Origin of the sequence: Xanthomonas sp. NCPPB 3005, assembly GCF_041228095.2 — a bacterium.
Lineage (GTDB): Bacteria > Pseudomonadota > Gammaproteobacteria > Xanthomonadales > Xanthomonadaceae > Xanthomonas_A > Xanthomonas_A bonasiae.
In genome coordinates this window covers 5260653-5275692 of the sequence record NZ_CP166096.2, presented here as the reverse complement: position 1 = coordinate 5275692, position 15040 = coordinate 5260653, and the positions used below count along the sequence as shown (strand labels likewise).

Annotated in this window: 17 protein-coding genes; 12 read left to right on the top strand and 5 right to left on the bottom strand. The window is 70.8% G+C overall.

The window, feature by feature from the left end; genetic code table 11:
- Positions 1–35: 35 nt before the first annotated feature.
- Complete coding sequence (locus tag AB8810_RS22885; protein ID WP_179569849.1) at positions 36–1046, bottom strand: pteridine-dependent deoxygenase; 1011 nt, start codon at positions 1044–1046, stop codon at positions 36–38.
- A complete protein-coding gene (locus tag AB8810_RS22880) occupies positions 1043–2410 on the bottom strand; it encodes an NAD(P)/FAD-dependent oxidoreductase (RefSeq protein WP_179569847.1) in 1368 nt (455 codons plus the stop codon). The genes AB8810_RS22885 and AB8810_RS22880 overlap by 4 nt, the downstream gene beginning before the upstream one ends.
- 129 nt (positions 2411–2539) lie before the next feature.
- Here AB8810_RS22880 and xanC point away from each other — a divergent pair, with 129 nt between their 5' ends.
- From xanC to AB8810_RS22820, 12 genes are all read left to right on the top strand, one after another.
- Positions 2540–2809, top strand: a complete 270-nt coding sequence (gene xanC, locus AB8810_RS22875) for a xanthomonadin biosynthesis acyl carrier protein XanC (RefSeq protein ID WP_003470209.1) — start codon at positions 2540–2542, stop codon at positions 2807–2809.
- The gene (locus AB8810_RS22870; RefSeq protein WP_191826016.1) at positions 2784–3515 is read left to right on the top strand and encodes a ketosynthase; all 732 of its coding nucleotides are present in this window, start codon (positions 2784–2786) and stop codon (positions 3513–3515) included. Before xanC ends, AB8810_RS22870 begins: the two co-directional genes overlap by 26 nt.
- Positions 3516–3569: 54 nt before the next feature.
- The gene (locus AB8810_RS22865) at positions 3570–4319 is read left to right on the top strand and encodes a 1-acyl-sn-glycerol-3-phosphate acyltransferase (RefSeq protein WP_179570538.1); all 750 of its coding nucleotides are present in this window, start codon (positions 3570–3572) and stop codon (positions 4317–4319) included.
- A 12-nt stretch (positions 4320–4331) separates the two neighbouring features.
- A complete protein-coding gene (locus tag AB8810_RS22860) occupies positions 4332–4619 on the top strand; it encodes a hypothetical protein (protein ID WP_191826015.1) in 288 nt (95 codons plus the stop codon).
- Positions 4616–5590, top strand: a complete 975-nt coding sequence (locus AB8810_RS22855; protein ID WP_179569842.1) for an acyltransferase — start codon at positions 4616–4618, stop codon at positions 5588–5590. Before AB8810_RS22860 ends, AB8810_RS22855 begins: the two co-directional genes overlap by 4 nt.
- Positions 5514–6161: a LolA-related protein gene (locus tag AB8810_RS22850; protein WP_304951835.1), complete on the top strand. Its 648-nt coding sequence runs from the start codon at positions 5514–5516 to the stop codon at positions 6159–6161. The genes AB8810_RS22855 and AB8810_RS22850 overlap by 77 nt, the downstream gene beginning before the upstream one ends.
- 94 nt (positions 6162–6255) lie before the next feature.
- Positions 6256–8598, top strand: coding sequence for an MMPL family transporter (locus AB8810_RS22845; RefSeq protein ID WP_369914998.1), 2343 nt, complete (start codon positions 6256–6258; stop codon positions 8596–8598).
- Positions 8599–8608: 10 nt separating this feature from the next.
- A complete protein-coding gene (locus tag AB8810_RS22840) occupies positions 8609–9052 on the top strand; it encodes a phosphotransferase (protein WP_369914997.1) in 444 nt (147 codons plus the stop codon).
- Positions 9053–9090: 38 nt separating this feature from the next.
- Complete coding sequence (locus tag AB8810_RS22835; RefSeq protein ID WP_369914996.1) at positions 9091–9660, top strand: hypothetical protein; 570 nt, start codon at positions 9091–9093, stop codon at positions 9658–9660.
- Between the two features lie 141 nt (positions 9661–9801).
- A complete protein-coding gene (gene fabG / locus AB8810_RS22830; RefSeq protein WP_369914995.1) occupies positions 9802–10539 on the top strand; it encodes a 3-oxoacyl-ACP reductase FabG in 738 nt (245 codons plus the stop codon).
- 115 nt (positions 10540–10654) lie between these two features.
- Complete coding sequence (locus AB8810_RS22825; RefSeq protein WP_179569830.1) at positions 10655–10810, top strand: hypothetical protein; 156 nt, start codon at positions 10655–10657, stop codon at positions 10808–10810.
- A gap of 15 nt (positions 10811–10825) precedes the next feature.
- Positions 10826–11764, top strand: coding sequence for an exosortase/archaeosortase family protein (locus AB8810_RS22820; RefSeq protein WP_369914994.1), 939 nt, complete (start codon positions 10826–10828; stop codon positions 11762–11764).
- A gap of 52 nt (positions 11765–11816) precedes the next feature.
- Here AB8810_RS22820 and AB8810_RS22815 read toward each other — a convergent pair whose 3' ends face one another.
- From AB8810_RS22815 to AB8810_RS22805, 3 genes are read right to left on the bottom strand one after another with little or no spacing between them, the layout of a single operon-like run.
- Positions 11817–13442: an NAD(P)/FAD-dependent oxidoreductase gene (locus tag AB8810_RS22815; RefSeq protein WP_369914993.1), complete on the bottom strand. Its 1626-nt coding sequence runs from the start codon at positions 13440–13442 to the stop codon at positions 11817–11819.
- On the bottom strand, positions 13439–14260 hold the full coding sequence (locus AB8810_RS22810; RefSeq protein WP_369914991.1) for a glycosyltransferase family 2 protein: 822 nt from the start codon (positions 14258–14260) through the stop codon (positions 13439–13441). Before AB8810_RS22810 ends, AB8810_RS22815 begins: the two co-directional genes overlap by 4 nt.
- Positions 14257–15033 (bottom strand): beta-ketoacyl synthase chain length factor, encoded by a 777-nt coding sequence (locus AB8810_RS22805; RefSeq protein ID WP_369914990.1) that lies wholly within the window; start codon positions 15031–15033, stop codon positions 14257–14259. The genes AB8810_RS22810 and AB8810_RS22805 overlap by 4 nt, the downstream gene beginning before the upstream one ends.
- Between the last annotated feature and the right edge of the window lie 7 nt (positions 15034–15040).

The window sequence follows — 15040 nt, the reverse complement described above, 5'->3', positions numbered from 1 at the left end:
CGATGGCGAGCTGGCGCGCTGAGCCGCGCGCACGCTCACCCATGCACGCCATCGATCTCCACCGCCAGTTCGTTGCGGCAGATCACCGCGTGCAGCAGCAGGCGCGGCACGCGGTCGCCGAAGCGGGCATCGAGCGCGGCCGCGACCAGCGGCAGGTCGGCGGCTTCGCGGACGTAGACCTTGAGCCGGGTGCCGTCGCCGAACTGCGCCGGCAGGTCGGGGCTGTGGGTGCGCGCGGCGGCCAGCAGCGCGTCGAAGTTGGCGAAGGTTTCCTCCAGCTGCGCCAGCAGCTGGCCGGTGTGCATCGATGCATGGCCGACCACGCTGGCGGTGCCGGACAGCAGTAGCGGCATGTCGCTGCCGGCCGGCGGCAGCATCGCGCGGGCGAAGCTCGGCGATTGCGGCCCGTACTGGCGCGGGTAGCGGTAGGCGCTGACCTGGCGCGGGTTCTCCAGCGGCGTGCCGGCCTGCGCGGCGGCCAGCCAGTAGATCTGGATCACCCGCGCGTCGTCGCAACGGCCGACCGCGGTGGCCGCCGGCAGCTGGCTGGCGTCGAAGTCGCCCAGGCCGCGCGCGCGGCCGACGCAGAACTGGCGGTAGCGCTCGCGGTCGCCGCTGCCCAGGGTGATCGCGTCGAGGTAGTTCCAGATCCGCAGCAGGCGCGGCGTGGCGCTGCCGGCGACGAAGGCGGTGATCTGCGCATAGGCCAGGGTCGAGGCCTCTTCGATCTCCAGCGCCTGCTCGTCGATCTCGATCACGCCGAACTGCAGGCGCCCGTCGCTGGCCCAGGCGATGTCGCCGTCGCGGCCGCTGCTGACCGGCGCGTCGGTGCGCCAGACCTCGAGCATGCGCGGGCCGTGCGGCTGCAGCGGCACGCGCAGGTAGCGCGGATCGGCGTGGTGCGGCGCGTCGTTGCCGAAGCCGAACACCGCCAGCACCCGGTCGTCGCGCAGCAGCTCGCCCGGATCGGTCTCGGCGACGTAGTCCACCTGCAGCTGCGGATGCCGCTGCTCGTGGTGCGGGAACTGCGGGTGCGGCCGGCTCATGATCTGTCTCCGTGCAAGGTGTCGCCCTGGAAGTGTTCGCGTGCCTGGCGCCGCCGCTGGCGCCAGGAGTGCCAGGCGCGCGGCAACATCGCGGCCGCGGACATGGCGTAGATCGCGCGGAACACGCGCAGCCGGCGCAGCACCGCGCGGTTGTCGAACACGTCGCCGGCCAGCATCGCCACCACTGCCTGTTCCACCTGCAGCACGTTGCGCGGCTGCGCGAACAGCTCGCGCATGGTCGGCGAGGTGAAGCGGTAGATGAACCATTTGAACTCGCTCAGGCCGCGCCGCAGGTGCTTCTCCAGGCCGCGCTGCAGCCGCGCCTCGCGCGCCGGATCGCGCAGCGCCGCATCGACCATGGCCGCGCCGCGCTCGGCGCTGTGCATGGCCAGGTACACGCCGGAGGAGAACATCGGATCGACGAAGGCATAGGCGTCGCCGAGCATCAGCCAGCGCGGCCCGCTCATGCGCGTGCACTCGTAGGCGTAGTTGCCGGTGGCGTGCACCGGCGCCACACGCTGCGCGCCGGCCATGCGTTCGACCACGTCGGGGTTCAGCGCCAGGGTGCGCATCAGGAACGCCTCGCTGTCGCCCTGGCGGGTCTTCATGTATTCCGGGTAGCACACCGCGCCGACGCTCATCACGTCGTCGGGCAGCGGGATCAGCCACATCCAGCCATGCGGGTGGCGGTAGATGCTGATGTTGCCGGCGTCCTCGCCGGGGCGCCGCGCCACCCCGCGGAAATGGCTGAACAATGCCGCCGACTGGTGCCGGGCGTTGGCGCGCTTGAGCTTGAGCTTGTTGCCGAGGAAGGTGTCGCGGCCGCTGGCGTCGATCAGGTAGCGCGGGCGGAAGGTGTGCACGCCGTCGGCGCTGCGCGCCTGCACCAGCGGTTGCTCCCCGTCCAGCTGCACCGTCTCGACCTTGGTCTCCTCGCGCAGGTCGGCGCCGGCGGCGCGGGCGTGAGCGAACAGGACCCGGTCGAAGTCGGCGCGCGGCACCTGGAACGCGTAGTCGGACTGCGCATCCAGCGCCTTGGCGAAGCGGAAGGTGTTGTAGCCGCCGCTGTCGTTGGGGAAATCGGCGCCGAGCTTGAGCACGCCGATCGCACGCACCTGCTCGAGCACGCCCAGCCGCTGCAGGATCGGGATGTTCATCGGCAGCAGCGATTCGCCGATGTGGAAGCGCGGATGGCGGTCCTTTTCCAGCAGGGTCACCTGCCAGCCCTGCTGCGCCAGCAGGGTCGCCGCGGCGCATCCGGCGGGGCCGCCGCCGATCACCAGCACGTCTGGCGTTTCCGCCGCGGGCGCCTGTGGGGCGGCGGGGGACGGCGCGGACGCGCCGACAGGGGCGGTGGAATTCATCCTGAAAAACCTGCGGTGGACATGTAAGACGAATGCCATGATAGCTTGCCTGCCAGGGTCGGACAGTTGCGTCGCTGCGCGCGATGCACCATCTTGTCGCACCTGTCCTCACCGCCTGGAAGCCCCTGGATGTCTTCGCAAACCGCCGCCGAACGTGAACTGGCCGAGCTGCTGGTCGAGAGCCTGAACCTGGAAGACGTGCAGCCCGGCGACATCGATCCGGAGGCGCCGCTGTTCAATACCGGGCTGGGACTGGACTCGATCGACGCGCTGGAACTGGCGCTGGCGATCAGCAAGCGCTACGGCTTCCAGCTGCGCTCGGACAACGACGAGAACCGCCGCATCTTCGCCTCGCTGCGCGCACTGTCGGCGCATGTCGAAGCCAACAAGACCAGCTGACCCGGCCGCCGCCGCGCCGTGGGCGCTGGCGCTGGGGGTGCTGCTGGCGCTGGCGTATTCGCCGCTGGCGCACTGGGCCAACGCCGCGCACCGTCCCGATCTGGCCGTGCTGGCGGGCGCGGCGCTGGTGCTGATGGTGCTGGTGGAGCCGATGGCGCGGCTGCGGCCGTGGGCCTGGGCGCTGGCGCTGCTGGCGCTGGCCGCGCTGGTGCCGTTGTGGCGCTCGCCGCACGCGCTGCTGCTGCTGGCCGCGCCGCCGGTGCTGTTCACCGCCTGGGTGGCCTGGTTCTTCGGGCGCAGCCTGCAGCGCGGGCGCACCCCGCTGATCTCGCGCATCGTCGAGGCGCTGTACCGCCAGGCCGGATTGCCGCTTGCGCCCGAGCAGCTGCGCTACACGCGCCGGCTGACCCTGGCCTGGACCCTGCTGCTGGCCGCCATGACCTTGCTGAACCTGTTGCTGGCGCTGTGCGCCGTGCCGAGCGGGGTGTTGGCGCAGCTGGGGCAGGCCTCGCCGGTGCCGATCGGCGATGCGCGCGCCTCGCTGATCGCCAACCTGCTGGGCTACGGCGTGATCGGCGGCTTCTTCGTCGGCGAGTACGTCCTGCGCGGGCGCTGGTTTCCGCAGCGTCCCTACCGTAATCTGCCTGACTTCCTGCACCAGCTGGCGCGGCTGGGGCCGGTTTTTTGGCGCGATCTATTGCGCTGACGCGCGCATCGGGGGATGCAGAGGCTTGTGCAGATCATCAAGGACAAACTGAAGATGCCGCAGGCAGGGATGCCGTCGCGCATGGCCTGGGCCGTGTGGAATACCTTGCAACTGCTTTTCACGCTGGCGTTCACCGGGTTGGGCATCGTCGTGGCGCTGGGCCTGTTGCTGCTGGCCGGGCCGCGGCTGCCACTGCGCATGGGCGCGCGGGTATGGGCGCCGGTGCTGTTCTTCGGCGCCGGCGTGCGCTTCGAAGTGGAAGGCCAGGAGCGGGTGGACTGGTCGCGCAACCACCTGTTCGTCAGCAACCACCAGTCGATCATCGACATCTGCGCGCTGTTCGCGGCGTTGCCGGTGCCGCTGCGTTTCCTGCTCAAGGACGAAATGCTGCAGGTGCCGTTCGTGAGCTGGTATGCGCGCGCCACCGGCATGCTGTTCCTGGACCGCGACAGCCGCCGCGCCGGCGCCATGGTCCGGCGCCAGGCCGCGGCGCTGCTGCGCCAGGGCCAGGACCTGTGCCTGTTCCCGGAAGGCACCCGCAGCCGCAGCGGCGAACTGGCCGAATTCAAGGCCGGGCTGCTGCAGGCCGCTATCGATGCTGGCGTGGACGTGGTGCCGGTGGCGTTGGACGGAGCGGGCAAGGTGCTGCCGTCGACCAGCCTGTTCCGGGTGCGGCCCGGGGTGATCCGGGTGCGGATCGGCACGCCGATCAACGTGAACGGCGCCGATGGCCCGCTGGACCGGCAACAGCTGACCCAGCGCGCACACCAGGCCGTCCGTGCCATGCTCGAACCCAGGATCTGAGTCGCCAGCCTTATGGATTTCGTCGTACCGCATGATCATCCCAGCCTGCCAGGGCATTTCCCGGGCCACCCGGTCGTGCCCGGCGTGGTGGTGCTGGACCACGTGCTGCAGGCCGTGGAGGCCGCGCACGGTGCGTGCGGGCCGCTGCGCCTGCCGCAGGTGAAGTTCCTGCAGCCGCTGCTGCCCGGGCAGCCGGCGCGGGTGGAACTGGACGGCGTCGCGCCGCGCTGGCGTTTCCGCGTGCGCCGCGGCGAGGACCTGCTGGTCAGCGGCGACCTGGTCGCCGAGGCGGCCCCGTGAGCGCCAGCTGGAAACACCGCCCCGAGGGCGGCGGCCGCTTCGCGCTGTGGCTGATCCGCAGCATCGCCCGCTACGGCGGCCGCGCGCTCGGGCGCCTGCTGCTGTATCCGATCACCCTGTATTTCCTGCTGGTGCGCGGCCCGGAACGGCGCGACTCGCGCGACTACCTGGGCCGCGTGTTCGCTCGCCCGGCCACGCTGCTGGACGTGGCCCGGCACATCCACACCTTCGCCTCGACCATTCTGGACCGGGTGTTCATGCTGTGCGGGCAGATGCACCGCTTCCGGGTCGACATCCAGGGCCTGGAGCAACTGCATGCGCAGATGGACCGCGGCCGCGGCGTGCTGATCTTCGGCTCGCACCTGGGCAGCTTCGACGCGCTGCGGGTGCTGGCCACCGAGCGCCCGGACGTACAGGTCAAGGTGGTGCTGGACAAGGCCCACAACCCGGCGATGACCGAACTGCTGGGCGCGCTGAACCCGCAGCTGGCGGCCAACATCATCGATGCCGGCATGGACAGCACCTCGATCGTCATGGCGATCAAGCAGGCCACCGACGAAGGTGCGCTGGTCGCGCTGCTGGTCGATCGGCCGCGCCCGGAAGACCCGGCGCTGCCGGCCGCGTTCATCGGCCAGGGCGCGATGTTCCCGACCTCGCCGTGGCTGATCGCCGCGGCGCTGAAGGTGCCGGTGGTGCTGGCGTTCGGCCTGTACCGCGGCGGCAACCGCTACCAGCTGGTGTTCGAGACCTTCAGCGAAGGCCTGGACCTGCCGCGCCGGCAGCGTGCGCCGGCATTGGCCGCGCTCATCCGCGATTACGCCGCCAGGCTGGAACATTACACGCGCTCCGCGCCGTACAACTGGTTCAACTTCTACGATTTCTGGAACAACCGCCATGCCGATGCGCCGCCTCTTGCCGTGGATGCTGATACTGCTGTGCAGCGCCGCACCGCTGTGCGCCGCGTCGCCTGAGCCGCTCGACCCCGGCTGGATCCTGCAGAAGCTGGCGCGGCCGGTCCCGGTCAGCACCGATTTCGTCGAACTGCGCGGCTCGGCGCTGCTGAAGGCGCCGTTGCGCGTGCAGGGCCAGTACCGGCGCCCGGACACCGACACGCTGGTGCGCGAGGTCACCGCGCCGTACCGCGAGACCACCACCCTGCGCGGCGGCGAAGCCACGCTGGAGCGGGCCGGCAAGGCGCCGCGGCGCTTCTCGCTGGCGCGGGTGCCGGAACTGGCCGGCCTGCAGAACGGCTTCGGCGCGCTGCTGTCCGGCGACCGTGCGCAGTTGCAGCAGCACTACACGCTGAGCAGCAGCGGCACCCGCGAACGCTGGCAACTGCAGCTGCAGCCCAAGGACCCGGCACTGGCCGCGCAGGTGCGCAGCCTGCGCCTGTACGGCCGTGGCGCCGAGCTGCGCTGCATCGAGACCACTCCGGCCAAGGGCGACGTGCAGCGCACCCTGCTGGCCGGCGCCGCGCGCGACGCGGCCAGCCTGGCCGAGACCGAGGCGCTGACCGCGCTGTGCCACGGCGACGCGCGCTGATGTCCGCTTGCGATCGCTGCGGGCGGGCCGTGCTGTGCGTGGCCCCGGGTAAGAACGTGCTGGCGCTTGCGTGGTCGCAGCGATGAAACGTGGATTGAGTTCGACGGCGCGCATCTCGCTGGCGCTGCTGTGGCTGGCGCTGTTGACCGTTGCCGGCGTATGGCTGGGCAACGTGCTGCAGGTATCGGGCGATCTGCGCAAATTCATGCCCGAAGCCCAGACCCCCGCGCAAAGACTGCTGCTCGACGAACTCGGCGAAGGCCCGGGCTCGCGGCTGCTGCTGATGTCGCTGTCCGGCGCCGATGCGCCGACCCTGGCGCGGCAATCGCAGGCGCTGCGCGCGCAGCTGGCCGCGCAGCGCGACACCTTCGAGCTGGTCGCCAATGGCGCCGATGCCGGTCTGGACGCGATCCCCGAGCGGCTGCTGGCCTACCGCTACCTGCTCAGCGACAGCTTCGACGCCCAGCCGCTGGATGCGGCGACGCTGGCCGAAGCGCTGCAGGCGCGGCTGCAGGACCTGGGCTCGCCGGCCGCGGCGATGGTCGAGCCGCTGCTGCCGCGCGATCCGACCCTGGAAGTGCTGCACCTGGCCGAGAGCCTGCAGCCGGCCGGCGGCCCGCAGCAGCGCGACGGGGTCTGGTTCGACCGCGCCGGCAAGGACGCGCTGCTGGTCGCGCAGACCCGCGCCGCCGGGTTCGATCCGACCGGGCAGCAGCAGGCGGTGGACGCGATCCATGCCGCCTTCGCCAAGGCCAGCGCCGGCAGCGCCAGCCGCCTGACCCTGACCGGCCCCGGCGCGTTCTCGGTGGAGATCGGCGGGCGCACCCAGAACGAGGCGCAGTGGATCGGCATGCTGGATACGCTGGGCCTGATCGTGCTGCTGCTGGTCGCCTACCGCAGCTGGAAGATCCCGGTGCTCGGCGTGCTGCCGCTGGCCAGCGCCGGCCTGGCCGGGCTGGGCGCGGTGGCGCTGCTGTTCGACGGCGTGCACGGCATCACCGTGGCGTTCGGCTTCACCCTGATCGGCGTGGTCCAGGACTATCCGATCCACCTGTTCAGCCATCAGCGCCCGGGCCTGGATCCGCGCGCCAACGCGCGCCACCTGTGGCCGACGCTGGCCACCGGCGTGGTCTCCACCTGCATCGCCTACGTCACCTTCCTGTTCTCCGGCGTGGACGGCCTGCGCCAGTTGGCGGTGTTCACCATCGCCGGGTTGCTGGTGGCGGCGCTGACCACGCGCCTGCTGTTGCCGGCGCTGATCGACCCCTCGCCGCGCGACCACGCCGATTCGCCGGCGCTGGCGCGGCTGTGGCGCGGCATCGCGCGGCTGCCGCGGCCGCGCTGGTCGCTGCTGCCGCTGGCGCTGGTCGCCGCGGCGGTGATCGCGTTCGCACCGGGTCCGTTCTGGCAGAACGACCTGTCCAAGCTGACCCCGGTACCGGCCGACGGCCTGGCCCGCGACGCGCATCTGCGCAAGGAACTGGGCGCGCCCGACGTGCGCTACGTGCTGGCCCTGCCGGCCGCCTCCGCCGACGCCGCGCTGGCCGCCTCCGAGCGACTGCGTCCGCGCCTGGATGCGCTGGTCGCGCGCGGCGAGCTGGCCGGCTACGACATGGCCGCGCGCTACCTGCCCAGCGCGGCGACCCAGCAGCGGCGCCAGGCGGCGTTGCCGGATGCGGCGCAGGCGCGCGCGCTGACCGCCGCCGCGGTGGCCGCCACGCCGTTCCGTGCCGACGCCTTCGCGCCGTTCCTGGCCGATCTGGAGCGCGCCCGCAGCGCGCCGCCGCTGACCGCGCGCGACCTGCATGGCACGCCGCTGGCAACCACGGTCGATGGCTTGTTGCTGGACCGCGCCGACCACGCCACCGCCCTGGTATCGCTGACCGGCCTGCGCGACCCGGCACTGCTGGCCGATGCGGTAAAGGGCAGTGGCGCGCAGCTGATGGACCTGAAGGAGGCCTCCGAATCGCTGGTCGCCGCCTACCGCGGCCGCGTGCTCGGCGCGCTCGGCATCGCCGCGCTGCTGCTGGCGCTGACCGTGGCGATCGCGCTGCGCACGCCGCGCCGGATCGTGCGCGTGCTGCTGCCGATGGCGCTGACCACGCTGCTGATCCTGGCGATCCTGCGCGGCTGCGGGGTCGAACTGAACCTGTTCCACCTGATCGCGCTGATCCTGGCCGCCGGCCTGGGCCTGGACTACGCGCTGTTCTTCGACCACGCCGGCGACGACCGCGCCGACCAGTTGCGCACGCTGCACGCGCTGATCGTGTGCAGCCTGATGACGCTGCTGGTGTTCGCGCTGCTGGCCGCCTCCAGCATCCCGGTGCTGCGCGCGATCGGCAGCACGGTGGCGCTGGGCGTGCTGTTCAACTTCGTGCTGGCGCTGCTGATCTCGCGCGAGACCGCCAGCGACGCGCCCGCAGCCACCGCGCATTAGGAGACGCTGCATGACCGAGCTTCCGCACGGACGCGACGCGATCGCGGCGCTGATCCCGCACCAGGGCCTGATGTGCCTGTGGGAAGAAGTGGTGGCCTGGGACGCGCAGCGCATCGTGCTGCGCAGCCAGGCGCACCGCGCCGTCGCGCATCCGCTGCGCAGCGGCGGCCGCCTGCGCGCGCTGCACCTGTGCGAATACGGCGCGCAGGCGATGGCGGTGCACGGCGGCCTGCTCGGCCGCGCCAGCGGCAAGCCGGTGCGCCCGGGCATGCTGGTCGCGCTGCGCGGCGTGCAACTGCACGTGGCCGATCTGCATGAGCTGCCGGAGGCGATCGAGTGCGAGGCCGAAGTGCTGCTACAGGCCGAGGACAGCCAGCAATACGGCTTCCGCATCGTGCATGGCGCGCAACTGCTGGCCGAAGGGCGCGCCACGGTGATGCTGGGCGCGGCGTAGCGGCGCCCGGTACCGATCATGCATGCGGGAAACCGCCGATGAAGGCGCTGAAAGCACCGAAACCGGGCGATCTTTTCTATATCCCCGCCGTCGATGCCGCCGATGCGCCCGGCTTCGTGATCGCGCGCTACATCGAGCTCATACCGCCTGCGCTCGGTCATCTGGTCGAGGTGTTCGCCGATTTCCATACGCAGATCCCGGCATCCATCGCCCAGGTGGACAGGTCGCGCCGCCTGTTCCGGCCGATCTTCTGCAGCCTGCGGTTTTCGGCGATTCCGCGCTGGAAGATCCTCTTCAGCGATCCCGGCTATACAAAAGCCGACTCCCGTTACGATGCGATCCAGTTCGCCTTCGAGACGGACCTGTGGATCGGAGGGACCAGCCATCCGGCGACGGCGGAGCGGCTTGCCGGCATCGAACCGTCCATCTGCTGGCGGATGGACCATCTGATGATCCGCGTCATCGCGCACTTGCGCGGCGCCATCGCCGAGAACGCATGCATGGAGCACTTCGCCCTGCCGGAAGACCTGCGTGTGGATAGCGAGGTCGCGCTCGAACGGGTAAGGAAGGCCGCGCACAACATGCAGACGCTGCTCGGCAGCAAATAATCGATCGCCCGATCCTGGCGCCGCAAGATGCATCCGCCGCACCGTGGAGGCGCGCCCGGCGGGTGCCGGCCACTGACCCTGCACATCGCCGTGTTCTACGATGAAGGGTCCCGCAGCCAACGCAACACGGAGAATGTGCGCATGACCGATCCTTCGACGAAACGCCGCGCCCTGGTCACCGGCGGCAGTGGCGACCTTGGCGGTGCGATCTGCCGGCGCCTGGCCGCGGACGGGCTGCATGTGATCGTGCACGCCAACGGCAACGTGGCGCGCGCCGCCGCCGTGGTGCAGCACATCTCCGCGGCCGGCGGCAGCGCCGAGGCGGTGGCGTTCGACGTGGCCGATGCCGATGCCAGCGCCGCGGCGCTGGCGGTGCTGCTGGAGGCCGGTCCGATCCAGGTGGTGGTCAACAACGCCGGCATCCACGACGACGCGCCGATGGCCGGGATGAGCGCGGCGCAATGGCACCGGGTCATCGATGTGTCGCTGCACGGTTTCTTCAACGTGACCCAGCCGCTGCTGCTGCCGATGGCGCGCACGCGCTGGGGGCGAGTCGTCAGCGTGTCGTCGGTGGCGGCGGTGCTCGGCAACCGTGGGCAGACCAACTACGCCGCGGCCAAGGCCGCGCTGCACGGCGCCAGCAAGTCGCTGGCGCGGGAGATGGCCAGCCGCGGGATCAGCGTCAACGTGGTCGCGCCGGGGGTGATCGAAGGCGCGATGGCCGGCGAGGCGTTCGCGCCGGAGGCGATCAAGCAACTGGTGCCGGCCGGCCGCCCCGGCAAGGCGGATGAGGTGGCCGCGCTGGTGGGCTTCCTGTGCTCGGACGCGGCCGGTTACATCAACGGGCAGGTGATCGGCATCAATGGCGGCATGGGCTGAGGCCCGCGGCGCGGCACTTGGAATGCGAGCGGGCCGGGCCTATAGTCGGGGCATGTCCGCTGTTCCTGCCATCAAGAAGCGCCCTAGCCGGATCCCGGGCGGGACGGTTGCGACCGTGTCCGAACTCAAGAACCGCACCTATGCCGTGTTCACCGGGTCGGGCGTGCGCGTGGACCTGCAGGCGTTCTTCAACAGCGAGTCCGGGCGCCAGGCGGTGAGCAAGCTGGCGCGGACGGTCAGGGGCCACGTCGAGGCGAAGCGCTCCAAATAGCCGCAGGGGCAAGGAATGCCTTTCAACCAATTGCTGTTGCCGCTGATCGGCGGCTACCTGTTCGTCAACTTCACCTTCATCACCTCCTACTGGGCATCGCGCCAGGGCAAGGAGCAACTGCTGTTGGCCTCGGCGTTGGTCGGCATCGTCGCGCTGGCGGTCGCGCGGGTGCTGGCGGTGCTGTTGATTGCCACCGCCTGGGGTCAGGAGGCCTGGCGGCTGCTGCATCTGGTCGCGCCGTATCCGGGCATCGGCACCGCCTTGCTCGCCTTCCTCGTCTGCCTGGCGCTGCGGGTGTGGATCAACTGGTTCTGGCCGCGCGACGAAGCGGCGCTGTGGCTGTATGGCACCGGCACCTACAACAGCCTGGAGCGGTTGTTCTTCCTCAGTGTGCTGCGTGTGGAGCAGGTCCGGACCCGTGGCTTCGTCGCCGAACTGGCGATCCGCATGCTGTGGCATCCACCGCTGCGTCTGGGCCGCTGGCTGTCGCGCCTGCTGCCGCCGCGCTCGGCTTCGGAACAGGCTGCGCTGGATGCGCAGGTGCATCCGGCCGATCGCCTGGACGCACTGGAGACTAGCGACGGCCTGCTCGCGCCGGTGCCGGTGCTACTGTCGCTGAAGGACCGCAAGGTCTATGCCGGCTGGCTGGAATGGATTCCGCCGTTGCGCGCCGACGCTTCGCCGTACCTGCGCATGATTCCGGTGTGGAGCGGCTATCGCGATGCGCAGACATTGCGGGTGGTGGTGACCGAAAACTACTCCGAGGACATCTTCTCCGGTTCCGAACTGCCGGCGGCGAAGGTGATCTCCACCGGCGACATCGCCAACGCCAGCCTGTTCGATCCGGATGTGTTCGATCGCTTCGGCGGCGAGCCGGACGAGGCGGAGCAGGGCGAGCCGGGTGCCGCCGAGGGTTCGGCCCAGGCAACGCCGCCTGCATCGCCCAAGCAATGACGCGGCCAGGGGTGCGCTGCGCACGCTGGCAGGCCGGCGCCCGCCCGCCAGCTCACGCGGCGCGCGCGTACCAGGTGTCGGCCAGCGAGCTCTCGCCTTCCAGCATGTCGGCGAGCAGCGCGTCCAGGCCGTGGTCGTCGATCTGCGGATGCTGCGCACGCGCCTGGCTCAGCACTTCGCGCGCCAGCCAGCCCATCCGCGCGACGTTGCCGCGCAGGCGCGCCAGGAACGCCGCGTCGTCCAGCTCCTCGCGCAGTGCCGCGTTGAGCTGGTGGAACCAGCCGATCAGGTACTGGTCGAGCAGCCGGCCATCGGCGTCCGGCCGGCCTTGCGCGTCGTTGTGCCGGCCCCAGTCGCGCAACAGCGCCTGCATGCCCAGGTTGAGCGCGCGCGCGCGGGTGAACTCCGGCCGCAGCCGGCCCAGCATGGGCAGATCGGCGATGCGTTCGGAGAAGTACAGCGGCGCCAGCAGCGCCCAGTAGTAGGTGTAGTCCCAGATCACCTTGACCGGCATCACCTGCGCGTCGCCGAACAGCGGGTACTGGTCCTGGTACAGGGTCAGGGTGTTCTCGTAGAACGAGAAATACAGCTGCTGGTACAACTCGGCGTAGGGCGCGATGTTGCGGTCGGCGCGATCGAGTTCGATCAGTTCGCAGATGTAGGTGTTGGAGATGGCGATGAAGTCGCTGCCCGGCGAATAGAACGGATCCAGGAACACGCCGGCTTCGCCGGTCAGCGCCCAGCGCTGCGCCGAGAACACCTGCTTGCAGCCATAGGAGAACTTGCGCAGGAACAGGAAGTCCTGCAGCGCGTGCTGGCTCTGATCGAGCGTGCGCGCGACCTGCGGCTGGTGCGTGCGCAGCCAGGCCATCGCTTTTTCGTGCGTGTTCATCGTCTCCAGCGGGTGCATCTGCGCATCGCAGACGATGCCCAGCGAATGCGCGCCGGACGACAGCGGGATCAGCCAGAACCAGTAGCCCGGGCCGCACATGTGGTTAGTCGAGCGCCAGCGGTCCGGCGGCGTGCAGCGCTGCAGCCAGGCGCTGTCCTGCGACCAGGCATTGGGATCCACCAGCCCGTCCACCCGCCACCACACCGCGTTGGCGTTGTGCGCGTTGTCCTGGGCCAGGCCGAGCTTGCGCTTGAGCAGGCCGGCGCGGCCGCTGGCATCCACCACCCAGCGCGCGCGCAGCGTCGCCGCGGCGCCGTCGCGCTCGTAGCGCACCTGGTGGTCGGCGTCGTCGTCGGCCAGGTCGATGCCGCGCACCGTGCAGCCGTCGATGAACTCGATGCCCAGCGCGCGTGCGCGTTCGCCGAGGAAATTCTCGAAGCGGCCGCGGTCGATCTGCCACGACGGCGTCGGCAGCAGCTGGCTCACGCCCAGCTCGGTGCAGCGGTCGATGTCCTCGCGCCCGTCGGAGAAGAAGAAGCGGAAGCCGAACTTGCGGATCTGTTCGCTCTCCAGATGCTCGTGCAGGCCGAGCACGTTGGCGAAGTAGTGCGCGCCGATCTCCACCGAGGATTCGCCGACCTTGAACGCGGCCTCGCGCACCGGATGCGCGCGCCGTTCCAGCACGCTGATGCGCAGCTGCGGATCGCGCTGGCGCAACTGCAGGGCCAGGGTCAGCCCGGCCAGGCCGCCGCCGGTGATGACCACATCCGCATGCTGCTGGTTCATGGCGTTTCTTCCTTGTCGAAAGGGGGGGGCACCGCGGGAAATTCGCCAGCGGCGTCGTCGATCAGCACCGGATTGGCGCGCACGCGACGGTATTCGCGCACGACATGGCCGTATTGCCACACCTGTACGACCACGTGCGAGGTGATCTTCCACAGATCGCGCACCAGGCGGAAATGGCTCTTGCGGAACTGCCCGGGGGTCTGGTCGGCGTAGCGCGTCTCGATCGGCACCGCGACCACGCGCGCGCCGGCCTGGCGCGCGGCGGAGATCAGCAGTTGCGCCTCGAATACGAAGCCCTCGCCGGGCACGTTGGGCAGGGTGTACACCGCCTGCGGATACAGGCGCTGCCCGCTCTGGCTGTCGACCAGGCGGAAGCCGCAGCCCCAGGCGATGCCCCAGTCGCCGAAGTCGTTGCCGATGCGGCGGATGGTCGGCTGGCTGGCGCGCTTGCGCAGGCGCGCGCCGACGATCACGCAGCCGGGATGGCGATTGGCCGCGGCCAGCAGGCGCGGGAAATCGGCGGCGCTGTGCTGACCGTCGCCGTCCATGGTCATCACCGCGCGCGCGCCCTGGCGCTGCGCTTCGGCGAAGCCGCTGCGCAGCGCGGCGCCCTTGCCGCGCCGCTGCGGATGGCGGATCAGGGTCACCGGCAGGTCGGCGATGCAATCGCTGGTGCCGTCGTCGGAGCCGTCGTCGACCACGATCACCCGCGGGCAGTGCGCCAGCGCATCGCCGACCACTTCGCGGATGCGCAGCGCTTCGTTCAGCGCCGGAATCAGGATCGCGGCATCGGCGGCGATCAGCGCGATCCGGCTCACGCCTGCAGCTCCACATGCAGGCAGCGGCCGCCGCCTGCATCCAGCGTGCAACTGGCGGCGCCGGCGGCCAGTGCGTCGAACAGCACCAGCATCGGCGCCATCGCATTGCTGGCGGCATGCCGCGCCAGTGCGCCGTCGCCGGCGCTGGCGTCGCCATCGGCCAGGTGCACGCGCAGGCGCGGCTTGCCGGGCAGCGCCGCGGCGCCGAGCACCAGCGCGCCGCCGAGCAGGCCGTCGCTGTGCGAGACGCGGCCGAGCGGACCGGTCGAGCGGCTGTCGTAGCCGGCCAGCAGCACCGCCGCCTCGCCGGCGGCCAGTTGCGACAGCGCTTCCAGCAGGCCTTGCGCGAAGCTGGCGCTGTGCGCGCTGATCGCGGTCGCCGCGGCGGTGGCGCCGGCGCCGATGGTCCAGTAGCCGGCGGCGGCGTTGTGCACCGAGTTGTGGAACTTGGTCGGCGAGATCGCCAGCGGATCGCTGGCCAGCGTGGTGCACATGTAGTCGGTGATCGCCAGGTCGCCGTGGGTGGAGGTGAACACCGACGGCAGCGCGGCCGGATCGCGGCCGGCGTCCTGGCACGCGGCCAGCGCCACCTCCAGCGATACCGCCACCGTGTCCGGTGCGCGGCGCCGCTCGTTGGGCGCCAGCAGTTGCGAGGCCGGTCGCGCCGGCGTCTCCATGATGCCGCCGCTGCCGGCGGCGAACGCGCGCGCGGCCGCCCAGCTGGGCAGGCCCGCGGTCCAGAAACCGATGCCTTCGAGGGTCGCGGTCAACATCGGCGTG

Bases quoted from the DNA above. Each gene is read 5' to 3' on its own strand.
- AB8810_RS22880 (WP_179569847.1), bottom strand. From the start codon at position 2,410: ATGAATTCCACCGCCCCTGTCGGCGCGTCCGCGCCGTCCCCCGCCGCC.
- AB8810_RS22885 (WP_179569849.1), bottom strand. From the start codon at position 1,046: ATGAGCCGGCCGCACCCGCAGTTCCCGCACCACGAGCAGCGGCATCCG.
- AB8810_RS22870 (WP_191826016.1), top strand. From the start codon at position 2,784: ATGTCGAAGCCAACAAGACCAGCTGACCCGGCCGCCGCCGCGCCGTGG.
- AB8810_RS22805 (WP_369914990.1), bottom strand. From the start codon at position 15,033: ATGTTGACCGCGACCCTCGAAGGCATCGGTTTCTGGACCGCGGGCCTG.
- AB8810_RS22835 (WP_369914996.1), top strand. From the start codon at position 9,091: ATGAAGGCGCTGAAAGCACCGAAACCGGGCGATCTTTTCTATATCCCC.
- xanC (WP_003470209.1), top strand. From the start codon at position 2,540: ATGTCTTCGCAAACCGCCGCCGAACGTGAACTGGCCGAGCTGCTGGTC.
- AB8810_RS22815 (WP_369914993.1), bottom strand. From the start codon at position 13,442: ATGAACCAGCAGCATGCGGATGTGGTCATCACCGGCGGCGGCCTGGCC.
- AB8810_RS22840 (WP_369914997.1), top strand. From the start codon at position 8,609: ATGACCGAGCTTCCGCACGGACGCGACGCGATCGCGGCGCTGATCCCG.
- fabG (WP_369914995.1), top strand. From the start codon at position 9,802: ATGACCGATCCTTCGACGAAACGCCGCGCCCTGGTCACCGGCGGCAGT.
- AB8810_RS22850 (WP_304951835.1), top strand. From the start codon at position 5,514: ATGCCGATGCGCCGCCTCTTGCCGTGGATGCTGATACTGCTGTGCAGC.
- AB8810_RS22860 (WP_191826015.1), top strand. From the start codon at position 4,332: ATGGATTTCGTCGTACCGCATGATCATCCCAGCCTGCCAGGGCATTTC.
- AB8810_RS22865 (WP_179570538.1), top strand. From the start codon at position 3,570: ATGCCGCAGGCAGGGATGCCGTCGCGCATGGCCTGGGCCGTGTGGAAT.
- AB8810_RS22820 (WP_369914994.1), top strand. From the start codon at position 10,826: ATGCCTTTCAACCAATTGCTGTTGCCGCTGATCGGCGGCTACCTGTTC.